This window comes from Sphingomonas sp. RS6, from assembly GCF_054489705.1.
Genome location: NZ_JBTMWM010000014.1, coordinates 42,395 through 60,295, shown reverse-complemented (window position 1 = coordinate 60,295; position 17,901 = coordinate 42,395). Strand labels below are relative to the sequence as shown.

At 66.4% G+C, this 17,901-nt stretch carries 17 protein-coding genes; 6 read left to right on the top strand and 11 right to left on the bottom strand.

Annotated elements, in window-relative coordinates; genetic code table 11:
- The first annotated feature begins 89 nt into the window (after positions 1-89).
- The 3 genes from ACX40Y_RS17710 to ACX40Y_RS17700 all read left to right on the top strand — a co-directional run bounded on the left by ACX40Y_RS17710 (position 90) and on the right by ACX40Y_RS17700 (position 1,465).
- Positions 90-350, top strand: a complete 261-nt coding sequence (locus tag ACX40Y_RS17710) for a tryptophan 7-halogenase (protein ID WP_459120901.1) — start codon at positions 90-92, stop codon at positions 348-350.
- 92 nt (positions 351-442) lie between these two features.
- Entirely contained in the window at positions 443-565 is a 123-nt protein-coding gene (locus ACX40Y_RS17705; protein WP_459120900.1) for a hypothetical protein, read from the top strand.
- A 6-nt stretch (positions 566-571) separates the two neighbouring features.
- On the top strand, positions 572-1,465 hold the full coding sequence (locus ACX40Y_RS17700; RefSeq protein WP_459120902.1) for a cupin-like domain-containing protein: 894 nt from the start codon (positions 572-574) through the stop codon (positions 1,463-1,465).
- Positions 1,466-1,767: 302 nt separating this feature from the next.
- Here ACX40Y_RS17700 and ACX40Y_RS17695 read toward each other — a convergent pair whose 3' ends face one another.
- Together ACX40Y_RS17695 and ACX40Y_RS17690 are read right to left on the bottom strand one after the other, a co-directional pair.
- On the bottom strand, positions 1,768-2,391 hold the full coding sequence (locus ACX40Y_RS17695) for a DUF1826 domain-containing protein (RefSeq protein WP_459120899.1): 624 nt from the start codon (positions 2,389-2,391) through the stop codon (positions 1,768-1,770).
- Positions 2,388-3,635, bottom strand: a complete 1,248-nt coding sequence (locus tag ACX40Y_RS17690; RefSeq protein ID WP_459120898.1) for a GTP-binding protein — start codon at positions 3,633-3,635, stop codon at positions 2,388-2,390. Before ACX40Y_RS17690 ends, ACX40Y_RS17695 begins: the two co-directional genes overlap by 4 nt.
- A gap of 173 nt (positions 3,636-3,808) precedes the next feature.
- On the opposite strand from ACX40Y_RS17690, the gene acpA reads away from it, so the two are divergent.
- Positions 3,809-5,455, top strand: a complete 1,647-nt coding sequence (gene acpA, locus ACX40Y_RS17685) for an acid phosphatase (RefSeq protein WP_459120897.1) — start codon at positions 3,809-3,811, stop codon at positions 5,453-5,455.
- Between the two features lie 72 nt (positions 5,456-5,527).
- Here acpA and ACX40Y_RS17680 read toward each other — a convergent pair whose 3' ends face one another.
- The 7 genes from ACX40Y_RS17680 to recR all read right to left on the bottom strand — a co-directional run bounded on the left by ACX40Y_RS17680 (position 5,528) and on the right by recR (position 13,603).
- Positions 5,528-7,177 (bottom strand): glycoside hydrolase family 43 protein, encoded by a 1,650-nt coding sequence (locus ACX40Y_RS17680; protein WP_459120896.1) that lies wholly within the window; start codon positions 7,175-7,177, stop codon positions 5,528-5,530.
- Positions 7,174-8,454 carry an MFS transporter gene (locus ACX40Y_RS17675; RefSeq protein ID WP_459120895.1) on the bottom strand — a complete coding sequence of 427 codons (1,281 nt, stop codon included), beginning with the start codon at positions 8,452-8,454 and terminating at the stop codon, positions 7,174-7,176. The genes ACX40Y_RS17680 and ACX40Y_RS17675 overlap by 4 nt, the downstream gene beginning before the upstream one ends.
- Positions 8,455-8,987: 533 nt before the next feature.
- Positions 8,988-10,418, bottom strand: coding sequence for an IS1182 family transposase (locus tag ACX40Y_RS17670; RefSeq protein WP_459120894.1), 1,431 nt, complete (start codon positions 10,416-10,418; stop codon positions 8,988-8,990).
- Between the two features lie 75 nt (positions 10,419-10,493).
- Complete coding sequence (locus tag ACX40Y_RS17665) at positions 10,494-10,835, bottom strand: hypothetical protein (RefSeq protein WP_459120893.1); 342 nt, start codon at positions 10,833-10,835, stop codon at positions 10,494-10,496.
- A gap of 124 nt (positions 10,836-10,959) precedes the next feature.
- On the bottom strand, positions 10,960-12,357 hold the full coding sequence (locus ACX40Y_RS17660; protein WP_459120892.1) for a DNA recombination protein RmuC: 1,398 nt from the start codon (positions 12,355-12,357) through the stop codon (positions 10,960-10,962).
- A 76-nt stretch (positions 12,358-12,433) separates the two neighbouring features.
- Complete coding sequence (gene def, locus ACX40Y_RS17655) at positions 12,434-12,961, bottom strand: peptide deformylase (RefSeq protein WP_459120891.1); 528 nt, start codon at positions 12,959-12,961, stop codon at positions 12,434-12,436.
- Between the two features lie 45 nt (positions 12,962-13,006).
- Complete coding sequence (gene recR / locus ACX40Y_RS17650) at positions 13,007-13,603, bottom strand: recombination mediator RecR (RefSeq protein WP_459120890.1); 597 nt, start codon at positions 13,601-13,603, stop codon at positions 13,007-13,009.
- Positions 13,604-13,656: 53 nt separating this feature from the next.
- On the opposite strand from recR, the gene fmt reads away from it, so the two are divergent.
- Positions 13,657-14,559, top strand: coding sequence for a methionyl-tRNA formyltransferase (gene fmt, locus ACX40Y_RS17645; protein WP_459120889.1), 903 nt, complete (start codon positions 13,657-13,659; stop codon positions 14,557-14,559).
- On the top strand, positions 14,556-15,302 hold the full coding sequence (gene truA, locus ACX40Y_RS17640) for a tRNA pseudouridine(38-40) synthase TruA (RefSeq protein ID WP_459120888.1): 747 nt from the start codon (positions 14,556-14,558) through the stop codon (positions 15,300-15,302). Before fmt ends, truA begins: the two co-directional genes overlap by 4 nt.
- Here the strand turns inward: truA and ACX40Y_RS17635 are convergent.
- Together ACX40Y_RS17635 and ACX40Y_RS17630 are read right to left on the bottom strand one after the other, a co-directional pair.
- Entirely contained in the window at positions 15,292-16,488 is a 1,197-nt protein-coding gene (locus tag ACX40Y_RS17635; RefSeq protein WP_459120887.1) for a class I SAM-dependent RNA methyltransferase, read from the bottom strand. The genes truA and ACX40Y_RS17635 overlap by 11 nt on opposite strands.
- Complete coding sequence (locus tag ACX40Y_RS17630; protein WP_459120886.1) at positions 16,479-17,882, bottom strand: NAD(P)H-hydrate dehydratase; 1,404 nt, start codon at positions 17,880-17,882, stop codon at positions 16,479-16,481. Before ACX40Y_RS17630 ends, ACX40Y_RS17635 begins: the two co-directional genes overlap by 10 nt.
- Between the last annotated feature and the right edge of the window lie 19 nt (positions 17,883-17,901).

Here is a 17,901-nt window from a genome sequence, read left to right as displayed (position 1 = left end):
CACTATAAGGCCACCGAACGCAACGACAGCCCGTTCTGGGACTATTGTCGCAGCTGGAGCCACCAGAGGGACTGCGCGAAAAGCTCGCAATGTTCCGCGGCAATGGCCGGATATTCCGCGAGCATCAGGAATTGTTCACCGAAACCAGCTGGCTGTCCGTAATGAGCGGCCAGGGGATCGAACCGCAGGGCTATCACCCAATCGCCAATCTGCTATCTGATAGCGACACGCTAGAACGTTTGAGGCATATCGCCCAAGTGATTGATAAAACCGCTGATGCGATGCCGTTGCAAGATGATTGTCTCCGCCGCATCGGTTGCGAGCTTGTCTCTCCGCAACGGCGATCGTGACGACGCTTCCTGAACCACGTCCTGTGCGCGAGCTCTTCGGGGTTGATCGAGCCCGCTTCGAAGCGGACGTGCGGCCAGCGCGCGAGCCTCTGGTGCCGCGCGGACTGGCCGATCATTGGCCAGCGGTAAAGGCAAGCCGCGAGGGCGCAGCGGCGATCGTGTCCTATTGCAAGCGCTTTGCGCATGACGCCCCGGTCAGCGCGCTGCTTGGCTAGCCCTCGATCAAGGGCCGCTTCTTCTACAATGACGACCTGACCCGCATGAACTTTGTCCGTGGGCTATCGCCGCTCGGCCCCTTTCTCGATCGACTGCTGCGTGAACTGGGACGGCCGACTGGTTATGCGTTTGCTGTTCAGTCGATGCCTGCGCCCGAACTGCTGCCCGGCTTCGCCGAAGAGAATGCAATTGACCTCGTCGAAGCAGACATTGCCCCCCGGCTCTGGCTCGGCAATCGCGTGCGCGTTGCACCGCATTATGACCTGCAAGAAAACATCGACGCGGTCGTGGCGAGGCGGCGCTGCTTCACGCTGTTTCCCCCTGAGCAGGTAGCGAACCTTTACATCGGACCGCTCGATCTGACGCCTGCCGGGACCCCGACAAGCTTCGTTGACGTCGCGGCGCCCGACCTTCAGCGGTTCCCCCTCTATGCGGAGGCCGCGCGTCACGCGCTGACGGCGATCCTGGAGCCGGGCGAGGCAATCTATATTCCGTTTCAATGGTGGCACGCAGTCGACTCGCTTGAGCCGGTGAACATTTTTGCAAATTATTGGTGGAGACCGCGGCCGCGCGACGCACTGAACCCGAACGATGCGTTGTTGCATGCCTTGTTTTCGCTGAGCCTTCTTCCGGAGGACCAGCGAACGGCTTGGCGCGCGCTGTTCGATCATCTGGTGTTCCAGATGAACGGAGATCCGGTTGGCCATCTTCCCGAGTCTGCTCGCGGTTTCTTGGGGAAGCCGACTTCCGAGCAGGTAGAGCGAGCGCGCAGTACGCTCCGCCATGCGCTCGGGAGAGCATCGTCACCGGATATGACAGGTTTCGCGAAAACTACCTCGCAGCCGTCAAACTCATATGTGCCCGCCTCTGATATGACGCCTAATGAGCCTAAAGCATAGACGGCCTCCAAGTGGCCGAGCCGTGCTCAAGCTCAACTTCATGCAACTAGGTGTTCGTCCCGGCATTGGATGGTGCATCATTCAACCTGCAATGGAAGGATGTTCTTCATGGGGGCGCCCGAACGACAGCGGCGGTCCGTCGAGCGACGCAACATGGTCAAGAGAGCTTGAGGGTGTTTGATCTGAGTCACGCCCCCATACTGATCTGGTCTGCGGCAGCATAGAAGTTCTCTTTGGCTTCGCCCCCCGTCGGCGTCATCCACATGATCCACAGGACACCCGTTCGCCCGCCACGAAACCGGTCATGCCAGCAGGCTCGACGCGGGCGCAGGGTCGATCGCGAGCAGCAACCTGGTTTCACCTGATTCGACGATCGGCGGTGAGCGGTGGAGAATCGCCAGCGTCTTCGTCGCCAGTCGCCCTTTGAAGATGGCGACGTCACCGGTCCGCATCTGGCGAATCGGTGCGTCGGACGCGGTATCGCCCTCGATCCACTGCGTGCCCCTTCCCACCAGGGTAGTGAGTAGCCGTGCCTTCACGTGGTCGGCGTGGAACTTGCGACAGGCATCGGTTTCGATCACTTCGAGGCGGATGCTGACCGCATCGATCCCATGAATGAAGGCGAAGCGGCGGGCATGGCCGACGATTTCCTCCGTCAGCGCGTCACCACGCGCGCCCGCCGGATAGCCGGCCTCGGCAAGCCCTTCGGCCACATCCGCGTCGACCATGTCCAGCGTCGTCACGAAATCGAGATCGTCGATCCTGGTCCAGTCGAGTTGCGACAGCCAGGCGAGCGCCATCGGCAGCGGCCGTTTCCACACCGCCAGATGCACCGCCGCCAACGCAACCGCATCGAGCACGGCCGGATCGCCGCGCTCGACCGCAGCTGCGGATATCGTCGCAGGCTCCTGCACCGCCGCTTTCATTCGGCCGCCTCCGGCACCTGCTCGCCCCAGGACGGAAACGGATCGCGCAGCCCCATCCACATCGCGGGGGTGAACGCCTTTACCGGCAGCACGCAGCGATCGAGCGCGCGGCGGATTCGGCCTTCGTCCATGTCGATTCCGATGAACACCAGCTCCTGCCGGCGATCACCCCAGACCGGATCCCAATGGCTGGCAACGAAACGCTCGAAACGATCATCGTCCGGCCAGTGCGACTTCGGGATGCTCGCCCACCATCGGCCCATCCGTGCAGTCATCGTCTGCGCGCCGGCGATCGCGAGTTCGCCCACCCAGTCGGGCCGCGTCGCCAGCCAGAAATGACCCTTGGCGCGGACGACGCCTTCCAGCCCGCCCTCGGTCAGGAACGCGTAGAATTGCACCGGGTCGAACGGCGTCCGGGCACGATAGACGAAGCTGTCGATGCCATATTGCTCGGTCTCGGGCGTATGGCTGGCATAGCCATAGAGCTCCTTCGCCCATAGCGGATGCTGCGCGGCCTTTTCCTCGTCGAACAGCCCGGTATCGAGGATCGCATCGAGCGACACACGGCCATGGTCGCAGGTGAGGATGCGCGCATCGGCATTGAGGCTGGCCACCAACTTCTTCACCAGCGCAAGCTGATCCGGCGCGACCGCGCTCGCCTTGTTGACCACGACCACATCGGCGAACTCGATCTGCTCGACCAGCAGGCCCACCAGGCTGCGCGTGTCGTCCTCGCCCAGCGATTCCCCGCGATCGGCAAGGAAGTCCTGGCTCGAATAATCCTTGAGCAGGTTGAGCGCGTCGACCACGGTAACCATCGTGTCGAGCCGGGCGACGTCGCCCAGGCACTGGCCCGCCTCGTCGCGGAACGAGAAGGTGCTGGCCACCGGCAGCGGCTCGGAAATGCCGGTGCTCTCGATCACCAGATAGTCGAACCGACCCGCCTCGGCGAGCGCGCGCACCTCCTGCAACAGATCGTCGCGCAACGTGCAGCAAATGCAGCCATTGGTCATCTCGACCAGCGCCTCCTCGCTGCGCGACAACGCCGCCTCGCCGCCGCGCACCAGATCGGCGTCGATGTTCACCTCGGACATGTCGTTGACGATCACCGCCACGCGCCGCCCTTCGCGATTGGCCAGGATATGGTTGAGCAGCGTCGTCTTGCCGGCACCGAGAAAGCCGGACAGCACCGTAACGGGAAGCTTGATCGCAGAACTGGGGCCAGCAGAGTCGATCGTAACCACTCGAAGATCCTCAGAGATTGATATGGTATATCATCTCTACCCTTGAACGGATCGAAGCTCAAGCCGGCGTGGCAATCTTGCATGCCATCGGACCGAAGGCTGACCCATTCATGTCATAGAATATCGTCACATGACATTCGCGACGCCAGAGCGGGCGAACTGGAGACAGAATGATGCACGACGACACCCCTACCCCAGATCCCGCGCCCGAAGACGAAGCGATCGCGAATCCCGAACGCCGCGCACTGCTCGGCGCCGTTGGCATGGCGGGCGTGCTGGCAGCCGCCCCTGCCGCCGCCGACGCCGCGCGCCGGGGATCGGCAGGACTGTCGAACATCGAGACGGTCGTCGTGATCTATGCCGAAAATCGGAGCTTCAACAATCTGTTCGCCGGCTTTCCCGGTCTCGCCGATCCTCTTACGGCGGCGTCCCCCGCCCGCACCGCCCAGCGCGATCGCGACGGATCCATCCTGAGGACGCTGCCGAAAATCTGGGAAGGCATGGTGCCCGACGAGCAGGTGGTCGAGCATCGCCGCTACAAGATCGGCCCGGACGATCTGCCGCCGCTCGCCAACGCGCCCTTCGCGCTGGCGACGCCGGAAGGCGATCCGCTGCCCCACGGCGTGGTGACCCGCGACCTGGTCCATGCCTTTTACCAGAATCAGCTGCAGATCAACGGGGGCCGCAATGACGGCTTTGTTGCCTGGGGCGACAGCGGCGCACTGGTTATGGGCCATTATGGCGAGGCCTCGGCCAAGTTGCGCCTTTGGCAGATCGCGCGCGAGTTCACGCTGTGCGACCGCTTCTTCATGGGCGCGTTCGGCGGCTCCTATCTCAACCACCAATATCTCATCGCCGCCCGCCCGCCCTTCTATCCCGATGCGGACAAGAGCCCCGCGCGTGGCCGCATCGCGCAGGTGGAAGGCGATGACCCCAAGGGCATCCGCCTCAAGTTGAAGCCCGGTTCCCCCAGGAGCGCAATGGACGGCCCGCCCGATTTCGTGCCCAGCTCGCTGAGCCCCGATTTCTGGTCGGTCAACACGATGCTGCCGCCCTATGCGCCGACCTACCAGCTCGATCCCGAACGCCCCGATTATGCCGACTGGAGCGACGCTAAGACGATGGTGCCCCAGCGCCACACGACGATCGGCGACCTGCTCTCGGCCAAGGGCGTGTCCTGGGCATGGTATGCCGGCGGCTGGGGCGCCGCGCTGGTTGGCCACGCCGATGACAGCAGCTTTCCCAGCCGTCCCAATTTCCAGCCGCACCACCAGCCGCTCAACTATTTCGAGCAGTTCGCGCCTGGCACCGCGGCACGCGCCAAGCATCTGCGCGACGCTGGCGAAGGCGAGACGCCGCGCACCAACCACTTCCTGGCCGCCGGAGCGGCCGGCACCCTGCCCGCGGTGAGCTTCTACAAGCCGCAGGGGAATCTCAACATGCATGCAGGCTATTCGGACGTCGAGGCCGGCGACCAGCATATCGCAGTGGTGGTCGATGCGCTGCGCCGCAGCCCGCAATGGCACAAGATGCTCGTCGTCATCACCTTCGACGAGAATGGCGGCTGGTGGGATCATGTGCCCCCGCCCAAGGGCGACCGCTGGGGCCCGGGCACTCGCATCCCCGCGGTGATCGTCTCTCCCTTCGCCAAGCGCGGCCATGTCGACCACACCACCTACGATACCGGCTCGATCGCGCGTTTCCTCACGCGGCGGTTCAGCTTGCCGACGCTGCCCGGCCTGGCGGAGCGCGAGCGCGCCATGACTGCCGCGGGCGGACCGGCGCCGGGCGACCTTACCGCCGCGCTGACAATAGGATGAGGGCGGCAGACAAGATGCAATGCCGTCTTGGCGATTTCGCACATCCACATGGGCACGGTGCGAAGCCGCTAATCAAGCGACGGCGGCGCTGCGCCCACCAGCTTGCTTCGGATCGCCGGTGCTTTCGTACCGGAAGAACAGAAAATCGGCAGGTCGGCTGGTGCCGGCGAGATCCTGACACGCGAGGCCCACAAACGCGCCGGTGAAATTGGGAGCGCCCGGCAACGAGGCTTCGTCCGAAAGCATGCTGGCGTCGACGACCGCTTCGATGCGCCGCCACGCCTCGCTCTCCATCCGCCAGGCGAAGCGCAGCTCTTCCAGATCGGTGTCGGCGCGAAGCTCGATCGCGCCGTCGGGCAGCGACGGTTCGATCACGGTCAGCGAGCCTCCCTGGTCGGGCGACTGCACCATCAGCTGAAGCTGCCGCGCCCCCGCGTCCCGCGTGACCAGCAGATAGGCGAACTTGCCGCTGTTGTAATAACAGACCAGCCCGGCCGCCTGCTGGAAATGCTGCGGATCGAATTCCATCCGCGTCGTCGCGGTATAGCGGAAATGCTGCTGGCGGCGTGCCACGAGCGCCTGGGTGAAGTGGCTGCCGATGCTTTCGCGCCCATACAGCCGCAGATGGCCCGGCCGCTCGGTCAGGCTGAACAGCGTCTCGGGAACGGGCGTGCGCAGCCATTGCAGTTCCTGCGGCAGCACCGGATCGTCGAATCTGCCGTCCCAGGGGGCATCCGTCCAAGGCGCGGCGGGCAGATCGGGCACCGGCGGCTCGGGGTCGGGCATCGCATCGCCGGCGAGCGTCCGCAGCCAGCCATCCTCGCCCCAGCGCATCGGCTGGAGCGCCGTCTCGCGGCCGAGAATGCAGCGCTCGCGCCCCGGCAGCGGCCGCCCACACAGATAGACCATCCACGGCGTGCCGTCGGCAATCTCGACCAGATCGCCATGCCCGGCGCGCGTCAGCGGCAGATCGCGCCGCCCGAACGAGGTGAGCACCGCGCCGTCGGGATGCACCTCATACGGCCCCTCGAGCGACCGCGAGCGCGCCATCACAACCGCATGGTTCCAGCCCGTCCCGCCTTCCGCCACCAGCAGTTGATACCAGCCGTCGCGCTTGTAGAGATGAGGCCCCTCGGTAAAGCCGCGCTCGGTACCCTGAAAGATCAGCCGGCGCTCGCCGAGCAGCGCGCCGCTGCGGCGATCGAGCTGCTGGGCGACGATGCCGCCGAAGCGCGGGCGATCCGGCCGATGGTCCCACAGCATGTTGAGCAGCCAACTCCGCCCGTCATCGTCATGGAACAGCGCGGGATCGAAACCGCCGCTGTTGAGCGGAACCGGATCGGACCATTCGCCGTCGATCCGGTCGCACGTCACCAGATAATTGTGAAAGTCCCGCATCGTCATGCCCGTGGGACCGTGCAGCGTCGACTGCCCGAACCGCTTCACATCGGTATAGACGAGCCAGAAGCGGCCGTCGGCATAACTGAGATCGGGCGCCCAGACGCCGCACGAATCCGGGTTCCCCCGCATGTCGAGCTGGCTGGCACGGCGCAGCGGGCGTGTCGCCAGCCGCCAATGGACGAGATCGCGGCTGTGATGGATCTGAACGCCGGGAAACCATTCGAAGGTGGAAGTCGCGAGATAGAAATCGTCGCCGACGCGGACGATCGAGGGATCGGGGTTGAACCCCGGCAGGATCGGATTGCGGAAACGATCGCTCATTTCGGTCGCCTCACCATCGTCCAGAGCAAGATCGCGCCAAGCAGATCGAGCAGCCCGAGCACGACGAAGAAGGGCATATAGCCCACCGAATCGACCGCGCGGCCGAGGACAAGCGTGAAGGCCAGCACGCCGAAATTGCCCGCGAGCCCGGCGAGCCCCGCTGCCGTCGCCACCTCGTCGGCGGCAAACAGGTCCGACGCCATCGTGATGACCGTCACCGACAGCGTCTGGTGGGCAAAGCCGCCCAGGCATAGCAGCGCGATCGCGACATAGGGATTGGTCGCCAGCCCGACAAAGGCCATGCCCGTCATCAACACCGCGCCGAGCGTGAACGCCCAGCGGCGCGCATCGATCAGATCGACGCCGCGGCGTTGCAGATACGCCACCACCGCCGGCCCGAACAGGCAGCCGAGATCGGCGGCGAGAAAGGGCAGCCAGGCGAAGATCGCGATCTGCGCGAGATCGAAGCCGCGTTCGCGCGCCAGATAGAGCGGCATCCAGAAGGAGAGCATGCCCCATACCGGATCGGCGAGCATCCGGGGCAGCGCGATGCCCCACAGGTCGCGGCGGCGGAGCAGCGCAAGGATCGACGGCCGCCGCCGTGCCTGCGATCGCCACGCCTCCTGCCCGCCCTCGATATAGGCACGCTCTTCGGCGGCGAGCCGCGGATGGTCGGCGGGGCGACGATACCAGAGCAGCCATGCGACGCTCCACACCAGACCGCAAAGGCCGGTAACGACGAACGCCAGCCGCCAGCTCTGCGTCAGCACCGCCCATGCCACCAGCGGCGGCGCGATCACCGCGCCGAATGAGGCACCGATATTGTAGATGCCCCCGGCCAGGCCGCGCTCGCGCGCCGGAAACCATTCGGTGATGACCTTTTGCCCCGCCGGCTGCGCCGATCCTTCGGCCAGGCCAAGCGCAAGGCGGAGCCCGGCGAACGAAAGCCAGCCCTGCGCCAGCACATGCGCGATCGTGATGAGCGACCAGATCGCCGCGCACAGCGCAAAGCCCAGCCGCAGGCCTGCGCCGTCGAGGAAATAGCCGATCACCGGCTGAAACATCACGCCGATCTGGAACGCGCCGGTAACCCAGGAATATTGTTCGCTGGAAATGCCCTGTTCGGTGAGGATCACCGGCGCGGCGACGCCGAACACCGATCGCGCAAGATAATTGAGCACCATCGCGCCGACGAACAGCGCGATGATCGTCCATCGCAAATGCCGGAAGCGATAGCGCCTCGGTGGTGGTGCCTCGGCATGAATCGGCTCGGCCATGTCCTCTCCCTCACCGCGTCAAGCGGCTGATCCCGTGCGCCGTCCTTGCGACGTGCCGCATCATCGTTGCCGGCGTACAGCGCCAGGGCCCCAACTCACTCGCCAGCCCGGCTAAGGCCGGACGCTATCCACCGACCGGGTCCAGGAAGAACCGGTGCCGGGCAGCGAATGAAGCCAAGTTGGCGGGAATGGCGTTCCGAGTGAATGAAGCCCCTGTGCGACTACGCTGGCATAACGTGCCAACCATCGCCGGGTCATGCCGCGAAACTCAAGCACTTTCGTACGCACGCACGGAAAAACTTGTCGGAGCATTGGTGCAGGCATCTGCACGGCCGCGGGGCCTGGACGGCACTGGCAAATGATTGGACCCAACAACCTGAGCCTGATGGCGCAAATCCGGATTATCTCCGCGACGGTGGTGGTGAATGAATAAGGACTGCTGCCACAAGACCTGGTGAATGGCTGAAGATGATGGAGGCTGTGTGAGAACGCCGATCAAGCATCGCTGAGAGGAGCGCACGCGAACGCAGCGGTCAGGCGTGCATCGCTGCAATCAGCCGCGGCACTCCAACCAGAGAGATGGCGCGCTTGATGTTGTAGGCGAGGACGTGGAGGCTCATCTCGGTTGCGACGTTCTTCAGGGTGCGCGTCTTGAAGTGGCCTCGTCCCATCCAGTCCTTGATGGTGCCGAAGACGTGCTCGACCGTTCGTCTGCGCACTCGCATCGCATTCGGCATATGGTCGAGGCGGGCCTGCATGGCTTCCATAGCTGGCTCATGCTCCCAGCGGGTGACGCGTCGCTGCGCGGCGGGGGTGCATTGCGGCTTCATCGCACAACGACCGCAGTTGCTGCTCCAGTAGCGGTTGAGCGTCATGCCGTGCTCGACATTGCGGTAGCGCCAGAGGAGCGTGTCGCCTGCGGGGCAGCGGTAGGTATCGCTGTCGGGCTGATAGACGAAGTCTTGCTTGCCGAAGCGGCCGTCTGCCTTGGCACCCGAGGTGAGCGGCTTTGGAAGGATGGGGGTGACGCCCGCCGCCGCGCAGGCGAGCACCTCCGGGCCGGAGTAATAGCCACGGTCGGCCAGCACGATGAGCGTGGTGTTGCCGGTCGCCTCCAGCGCCTGGCCGCTCATATGGGCCAGCGACGTGCGGTCGTGGCTGAGGTTGATGACCTCATGTGCGACAACGATGTGGCTGCCAGCATCTACCACTGCCTGGAGATTGTAGCCGACGACGCCCGTACCCCTGCCGGCCGATGCCATCGCGCGTGCGTCCGGATCGGTAAGCGAGATCTGCCGATCGGGCGAGGCTGCGACCGCCGCTTCCATGGCGTCCAGCTCGCGCATCTGGCGCCGCAGCGCATCGAGCCTCGTCGTCCGCCGCGTCGTGCGCAGCTCGGCGGCTTCGCCGTCCTGCCGATCCGCCGTGTCGAGCATGCCCAGATAGCGCTGGATGCTGGCGTCCACCTGTTCCATTCGGCGCCGGATGGTGACCGGCGTGAAATTGCGGTCGCGCGCGTTCACCGCCCGGAAGCGGCTGCCATCCACCGCCACCGTGCCGCCCGCGATCAGCCCGAGTTGCCGGCACAACAGAATGAAGCGACGACATGCCGCCTGGATCGCGGCGCCATGATCGCGTCGAAAGTCGGCGATGGTTTTGAAATCCGGCGCAAGCTTGCCCGTCAGCCACATCAGCTCGACGTTGCAGCCCGCTTCGCGCTCCAGCCGCCGGCTCGACTGAACCTGGTTCAGATAGCCGTAGATGTAGAGCTTGAGCAGCGTCGCTGGATGGTAGCCCGACCGACCCGTCGCCGCAGCATCGGCAAAGCCCAGCGCCGCCAAATCCAGTGCATCGACGAATATATCGACGATCCGCACGGCGCTGTCTTCGGCAACGTAATCGTCCACGCAAGGCGGCAGAAAAAGCTGCTCCCGGCGATCACTTCCTTCGATGAAACGACCCATCCGACCCCTCCAGATGAAGCCGAAAAGCATAGCACATCAGAGCGTTTTCACACAGCCTCGGTGGTTAGCTGCCGTTCACTCTCCGACGTTGTCGTGGGTCAGAAGCTTACCCGTTTTCTTCGAGAAGCAAGAAATGCTCGTGCCTCCTCTAACTCCCGACCGTGGGCGCAACTCGACGCAAACGCGGTCAGGAAAGGATACCGTTATAGGAAACATAAGCCTTTGCGTTTCACCAACTGTACCACGGTCGGAGCGAGCTTTGACCTGATAAGCCAATTGCTCCAAGGGCGCGTCCAGCGGATGACGAACTTCTTGCTGCAACCGGCGCAGGCGACTTTCAGCGTTGAACCAAAGACCTGCAAACGTCAGACAAGCCAGCAAAAGAACGACACAAAAGGCGATTATCCAGCGGCTCACATGCTATCCAAGCACGCGCCGCCAACGACCGCAAGTGGGCGGAAACCGCCGGAACGAAGCACAGCTCCCTAAGATTCCTCCACAGAGCCCGCGCCGGCCACAAGAACCAGCCATCCCACCCCGCCTATTCCGCCGCGGCGGCGACGTCCTGTTCTTCCGGGCCGGTCAGCTCGGCGGTCGGTGCGCGGGCGATGACATCGACGCTTTCGATCGCGTCGAGCGCGGCATTGCCGGTATCGACGTTCAACGCCTGGAAGCGGCGCGCGGAGACCATCACGCGCCCTTCAAAGCTGGCGACGAACTTGTTGTAATTCTCGACCGCGCTGTTGAGGCCGCCGCCGACCCGCTTGAGGTGCGATGCCGCGGTCGACAGCCGCTCGTACAGCTCCTTGCCCAGCTTGCCCACCTCGCGCGCGTCCTCGGTCAGCTTTTGCTGGCGCCACATCGACGCGACGGTGCGTGCCAGCGGCAGGAAGGCGGACGGTCCGGCAATGATCACGCGGTTGCGCGCGGCGCGCTCCCACAGTTCCATGTCCACTTCGAGCGCGCTCGACAGGAAGTTGTCGCCGGGGATGTACATGATGACGAAGTCGGGCGCCTTTTCGAACTGCGCCCAATAGGCCTTGCGCGACAGCGCATCGGCATGGGTGCTCATCGCGCGGGCATGCGCCTTCAGCGCGGCGTTGCGTTCGTCCGCGCTGGTCGCCTCGGCCGCCTGCAAATAGCCGTCGAGCACGCATTTGACGTCGACGATCAGCTGCTGGTCGCCCGGCAGGCGGATGATGAAATCGGGGCGCAGCATGCCATCCTCGGTCGTCACCGACACTTCGGACGCGAAATCAACATGGCCGGAAAGCCCGGCGATCTCGATCAGGTTGCGGAACTGCTGCTCCCCCCAGCGCCCGCGCGTCTTGGGCGCGGCACGCAGCGCGTTGACCAGCTTCGACGTTTCGGCGCGCGTTTCGCCGAGCCCGGCCTGCACCGCCGAAATCGCCTCGCGCAGCTGGCCATAGCTATCGTTCCGGTCCTTCTCGACGCGCTGGAGCCCTTCCTCATAGCGCTTGAGCGTGGTGTCGATCGGCTGGAGCAGGCTGCGCAGCCGCTCCTCGTTCTTCTCGCCCGCCTGATGGAAGCGCGCCTCGGCCCGCTCGAGAAAGGCGCGCTGCGTCTCGCCTAGCATCTTGGCCGAAAGCTCGCGGAACTGGCCCGCCATCACCTCGCGCGCATTGACGAATTCGGCCAGCCGCTCCTCGAACGAGCCCGCCTTGGCCTTCAGCTCGGCAAGCTCGATCCGCGCGCGATCGCGCTCCTCGCGAAGCAGCTGGATTTCCTCGCGCAGCTCGGGCAGCTGATGGGCGCGCTCCTCCGCCATCGCCAGGTCGGTGATCGCGGCCTTGAAATCGGCTTCGCGACGCGCGCTTTCCGCACGCGCATCGGCGGTGCCGCGCGCACCGAGCAGCCAACCGACGGCGATGCCGACCAGCAGGGCGATGATAACGAAAATCGGCAGGATAGAATTCAAGACACGCCTCCAGAACAGAAGGCGAACTTATCCGGTGGCAGCGTTCAAGGCAACAGCTTGCTGTGCCCGGCCGCGCTCAGGCGGCCGCCTTGCGCGCCTTGTTGAGTTTCTTGAGGATCATCTCGCGCTTGAGCCGCGATAGATGATCGAGGAACACGATCCCCTCAAGATGATCCATCTCGTGCTGGATGCAGGTGGCGAGCAGCCCTTCGAACAGCTCGTCATGCGCCTGGCCCTGCTCGTCGAGCCATTTGACGCGGCACTGCGCCGGACGCTCGACATCGGCGAACTGGTCGGGAACCGACAGGCAGCCTTCGGTGTAGACCGACTGTTCCTCCGCTGGATCGAGAATTTCGGGATTGATGAACACCCGGGGCGCGCGGATCGGCTTGCCCTCCTCGTCTTCTTCCTCCTGAAGGTCCATCACGATCACCCGCTTGGGCACGCCGACCTGAATCGCCGCAAGGCCGATGCCGGGCGCGTCGTACATCGTGTCGAACATGTCGGCGATCAGCGTGCGCAACTCGTCATCGACGTTCCCGACGGGTTCGGAAACGAGACGCAGACGCGGATCGGGGACTTCGACAATCGGGAGAACGGCCATCTTCCAAATTTAGGCGCGGCGTGCCGGTGCGTCAAGCAAACCGCCTCATGCAACCGGGCGGCGCGCGCGCAGCGCCTGGGCCAGCGTACCTTCGTCAAGATAGTCGAGTTCGCCCCCCACCGGCAGGCCATGGGCCAGCTGCGTCACGCGCACCGGATAGGCCTCCAGCCGCTCAGCGAGATAATGCGCCGTGGTCTGTCCCTCCAACGTGGCGTTCATCGCCAGCACCACCTCGTCGACGCCGCCCTGCGCCAGCCGCGCGAGCAGCGCGTCGATCCGCAGATCCTCCGGCCGCACCCCGTCTAGCGCCGACAAGCGCCCGCCCAGCACATGGAAGCGGCCGGGAAATAGCCGGGCGCGATCGAGTGCCCAAAGGTCGGCGACATCCTCCACGACGCAGATCGAGCGATCGTCGCGGCGCGGATCGGCGCAGATCGAACAGGGATCGGTGGTATCGATATTGCCGCAGCGACCGCAGACGGTAAGCCGGGTGCTCACCGCGCTGAGCGCCGCGAGCAGCGGGTCGAGCGCGGTTTCGCGCTTCTTGAGCAGGTGAAGCACCGCGCGCCGGGCCGAGCGCGGGCCGAAGCCGGGCAGCCGCGACAGAGCCTGGGTGAGCGCCTCGATTTCAGGAGAGACCATGGGCGCAGACATAAGGGCTTGCGCCCGGCCCTGCCAAGCGGTTGAGGGGGAACATGCGCATCGTCTTCATGGGAACCCCCGATTTCGCCGTGCCGGTGCTCGACGCGCTGGTCGCGGCCGGGCACGACATCGCCGCCGTCTACAGCCAGCCGCCCAGGCCGGGCGGGCGGCGCGGCAAGGTCCTCACCCCCTCGCCGGTCCATGCCCGGGCCGATGCGCTGGGCATTGCGGTACGCACGCCGCTCAGCCTGCGCGATGCCGAGGCGCAGGCCGCCTTTGCCGCGCTCGACGCCGATGTCGCGGTGGTCGCGGCCTATGGACTGATCCTGCCGCGCCCGGTGCTGGCGGCGCCGCGGCTCGGCTGCCTCAACGTTCACGGATCGTTGCTGCCACGCTGGCGCGGCGCGGCGCCGATCGAGCGCGCAATCCTGGCGGGCGATGCCGAAACCGGCGTCGGCATCATGCAGATGGAGGCCGGTCTTGATACCGGCCCCGTCCGGCTCGAGGGGCGGACGCCGATCGATCGCAAGACTGCCGGTGCGCTTCGCGCCGAGCTGGCGATGATGGGCGCCGCACTGATGGTGCAGGTGCTCGCCGATTTCGATGCGCATCCGGCGGTGCCGCAGCCGGACGAGGGCGTCACCTATGCGGCCAAGATCGACAAGGCCGAGGCACGGCTGGACTTCACCCGCAGCGCGGTGGAGGTCGAGCGGGCGGTGCGCGCGTTCAACCCGGCGCCGGGCGCCTTCTTCGAACTGGGCGGCGAGCGCTTCCGCGTCCACGCCGCCGATCTGGTTGATGCGAGCGGCCCGGCCGGCACGGTTGGCGACGACCTCCTGATCCATTGCGGGGAAGGCGCGATCCGCCCGACGCTGATCCAGCGCGCCGGGCGCGGGGCGATGACGGTGGGCGAACTGCTGCGCGGCCTCCCCATCCCGGCGGGGACGCAGCTTTGACGCGCTTTGCCCTGACGGTGGAATTTGACGGTCGCCCGTTCATGGGCTGGCAGCGGCAGGATCACGGTCCCAGCGTCCAGCAGGCGATCGAGGATGCCGCCTATGCCGTGACCGGCGAGGATGTGGTCGTCCACGCCGCGGGCCGCACCGATGCCGGCGTGCACGGATTGGGCATGCGCGCGCACCTCGACATCGCCAAGCCGTTCACACCCTTCCGGCTGATGGAGGCGCTCAACGCACGGCTGCGGCCCGATCCGGTGGCGATCCTCGCGTGCAAGGTGGTTTCGGAGGATTGGCACGCGCGTTTCTCGTGCCTTGGCCGCCATTATGAATATCGGATCATAACAAGGCGAGCGCCGCTGACCTGGGAAAAGGGGCTGGCGTGGCGCGTGGTGGGGCCGCTCGACCCAGCAGCGATGCAGGCTGCGGCACGGCATCTTGTCGGGCGGCATGACTTCACCACCTTCCGCTCGGCGCATTGCCAGGCGGAAAGCCCGCTTCGCACGCTCGACCGGCTCGATGTCGTCGCCGATGGCGAGCGGATCAGCGTGTTCGCATCGGCGCGATCGTTCCTCCACCATCAGGTCCGCTCGATGGTCGGCTGCCTCGCGCTGGTCGGTCAGGGCCGATGGGCGCCCGAGGATGTGGCCGACGCGTTGGCCGCGCGCGACCGTGCCGCGCTCGGCCTCAACGCGCCACCGGACGGACTGTTCTTCCTGCGCGCGGATTATCCTAGCGACTGAAGAGCGCCGCCAGCTCGACATGGGTGGACCAGCGGAACTGGCCGACCGGCTGAACCCAGTCGAGCCGATAGCCAGCTTCACATAGAACCTGCGCATCGCGCGCGAAGGTGCTGGGATTGCACGAAACATAGGCGATCAGCGGGACCTTGGATGCGGCGATTTCGGCCACCTGCTCGCGGGCGCCGGCGCGGGGCGGATCGAGCACCACTGCATCGAAATTACCAAGCTCCTTGGCGGTCAGCGGGCGCCGAAACAGGTCGCGATGATCGGCGAACACGGTGCGCCCGGCTGCCGATGCCGCTGCCTTGAGCGAGAGGATCGCGTCGCGCGCCGCCTCCCCGGCATAGACGCGCGAGCCGGCAAGCGCGAAGGTGAAGGTGCCGAGCCCGGCAAACAGGTCGGCCACATTGCGCGCGCCGCCCACCACGTCGCGAACACAGGCGACCAGCGCGGCCTCCCCCTCCGGCGTGGCCTGGAGGAAGCTGCCGCTCGGCATCGGCACGGCGACATCGCCGAGCGTCACCGTCACCGGCTCGGGTTCCCAGCGCGCGGTGGCGCCGAAGCCTTCATCGACGGCGAAGCGGGCGAGCGCGTGCTCGGCGGCAAAACCGGTGATCGCCTCCGCCGCCGCCAGCCCGTCAGGGTCGATCCCGTCGACCAGCACGTCGCGCCCCTGGTCGCTCTGCGCCAGATGGACGTTCACCCGCCGTGCGTCGGGCAGCAGCGTGGCGAACAGCCGCCGGAGCGGCGCGAGCAGCGCGAACAGATCGGGCGCGAGGATATGGCATTCGGCGAGGTCGATCAGCTTGTGCGTGCCCGATTCGGTGAAGCCGATCCGCACCTGCCGCCCGCGCCGTTCGGCATGGAGCGTCGCGCGGCGGCGCGTGCGCGGCGGCGAGAGGTGCGGCGCGCGAATCTCGGTCTCGATCCGCTGCGCCGCGAGCGCCGCCGCCACCCGGTCAGACAGGAATCGCCGCCAGGCATCGTCGTCGAGATGCTGGAGCTGACAGCCGCCGCAGCGCGGAAAATGCCGGCACGGCGGCTCCTGATGATGCGGGCCGCGCCGCAGTTCGCCATTCTCGGTCAGATAGTCGCCCGGCGCGGCGAAGGGCACATGCCGGCCATCGGCAGTGACGCCGTCGCCACGCGCGGCGACGCGCACCACTTCGGTTTCGCTCAAAGACATTCGGCAATCGCTTCCGGCAGTTGAGCGATCAGCTGATCGGCGAAAAAGGCCGGCCCGGCAAGCTGCGCGGCGCGCCCGTGAAGCCATGCCGCCGCTTCTGCGGGCGCCACCCCCGTGCCGCCCTGCGCAACCTGCGCGCCCAGCAGCCCGGCCAGCACGTCGCCGGTGCCGGCGGTGGACAGCCAGGGCGAGGCACCCGCCAGCACTCGCACGTCGCCGCCTGCCCCTGCGATCACCGTATCGGCGCCCTTGTGCACAACGGTGGCGCCCGCCGATGCCGCCGCCTCGATCGTCCGGTCGATCTTGCCGCCCTCGCCGCCGAACATCCGGTCGAACTCGCCCGAATGCGGCGTGATCCAGCTCGGCGCCTCGCGTCGCGCGAGCCAGTCGGCGGCACCGCGCCCGAGCATCGTCAGCGCATCGCCATCGAGTACCAGCGGCTTGTCCGCCTCGAACGCCGCCCGCAGATATTGCTCGGCCCGCGCATCGCGGCCAAGGCCGGGGCCGAGCACCACCGCATCGATGCGGTCCCAGGCGAGCAGTTCGGCAAGATCGTCGGGCGTGTCCAGCGTGCGCCGCACCAGCGCGTCGGGGCCGCCGGTGCCCGCCCCCTGCCCCGCGAGCACGACATAGCCGGCGCCCCCCGCCATCGCCGCGCGCGCCGCAAGCCGCGCCGCACCAGGCATTGCCCCTTCGATCACGGCGACAAGGCCCCGGCTGTATTTGTGGCTCATCGGCCCCGGCCGACCGAGCGTGGGCCGCGCCACACTGCGCCACTGCGTCTCGATCGGGATGCCAAGGTCCGCGATCAGCACTCGCCCGCACCGCGCCAGGCCTTCGTCGAGCAGATGCGCCGGCTTCAACGCGCCGAGCGCGAGCGTCGCATCGATCCCGCGCGGCGCCCCGAGGCTAGCGCCGGTATCGGTATCGAGCCCCGACGGGAGATCGATCGCGAGCGCGAAGTCGGCCGCGCGGCACAATTCGGCGAAAATCGCGGCAAGGCTTCGATCGAGGCTGCGCGTCAATCCGGTTCCGAACAGCCCGTCGACCAGCACCGGCCGCGCCTGCGCCGCATAAAGCGATGTGGTGGGGCCGTCCCACCGGGCGTGCATCGCCGCCGCCGCGCCGGGCTTCGGCGCACCGGAGGCTGCAACCACGACGTCGAGCCCAGCCCGTTTCGCATGACGCGCGGCGACATAGGCATCGCCGCCATTGTTGCCCGGCCCGGCCAGCACCAGCACCGGCCGGCCGGCGGCGAAGCGCACGATTTCGCGCGCGACCGCCATCCCGGCGCGCTCCATCAGCTCTTCCTGGGTGACGCCGCTTGCAAAGGCATCGGCCTCGGCCGCGCGCATCGCCGCGGCGCGGACGATCGGCATTCCGGCGGGGATCATCACGCGGGCAGCCCCGATC

What these genes read in the sequence shown, in the direction of transcription:
- ACX40Y_RS17710 (WP_459120901.1), top strand. Translation starts at nt 90, where the DNA reads ATGTTCCGCGGCAATGGCCGGATATTCCGCGAGCATCAGGAATTGTTC.
- ACX40Y_RS17695 (WP_459120899.1), bottom strand. Translation starts at nt 2,391, where the DNA reads ATGAAAGCGGCGGTGCAGGAGCCTGCGACGATATCCGCAGCTGCGGTC.
- acpA (WP_459120897.1), top strand. Translation starts at nt 3,809, where the DNA reads ATGCACGACGACACCCCTACCCCAGATCCCGCGCCCGAAGACGAAGCG.
- ACX40Y_RS17680 (WP_459120896.1), bottom strand. Translation starts at nt 7,177, where the DNA reads ATGAGCGATCGTTTCCGCAATCCGATCCTGCCGGGGTTCAACCCCGAT.
- ACX40Y_RS17675 (WP_459120895.1), bottom strand. Translation starts at nt 8,454, where the DNA reads ATGGCCGAGCCGATTCATGCCGAGGCACCACCACCGAGGCGCTATCGC.
- ACX40Y_RS17670 (WP_459120894.1), bottom strand. Translation starts at nt 10,418, where the DNA reads ATGGGTCGTTTCATCGAAGGAAGTGATCGCCGGGAGCAGCTTTTTCTG.
- def (WP_459120891.1), bottom strand. Translation starts at nt 12,961, where the DNA reads ATGGCCGTTCTCCCGATTGTCGAAGTCCCCGATCCGCGTCTGCGTCTC.
- recR (WP_459120890.1), bottom strand. Translation starts at nt 13,603, where the DNA reads ATGGTCTCTCCTGAAATCGAGGCGCTCACCCAGGCTCTGTCGCGGCTG.
- fmt (WP_459120889.1), top strand. Translation starts at nt 13,657, where the DNA reads ATGCGCATCGTCTTCATGGGAACCCCCGATTTCGCCGTGCCGGTGCTC.
- ACX40Y_RS17635 (WP_459120887.1), bottom strand. Translation starts at nt 16,488, where the DNA reads ATGTCTTTGAGCGAAACCGAAGTGGTGCGCGTCGCCGCGCGTGGCGAC.
- ACX40Y_RS17630 (WP_459120886.1), bottom strand. Translation starts at nt 17,882, where the DNA reads ATGATCCCCGCCGGAATGCCGATCGTCCGCGCCGCGGCGATGCGCGCG.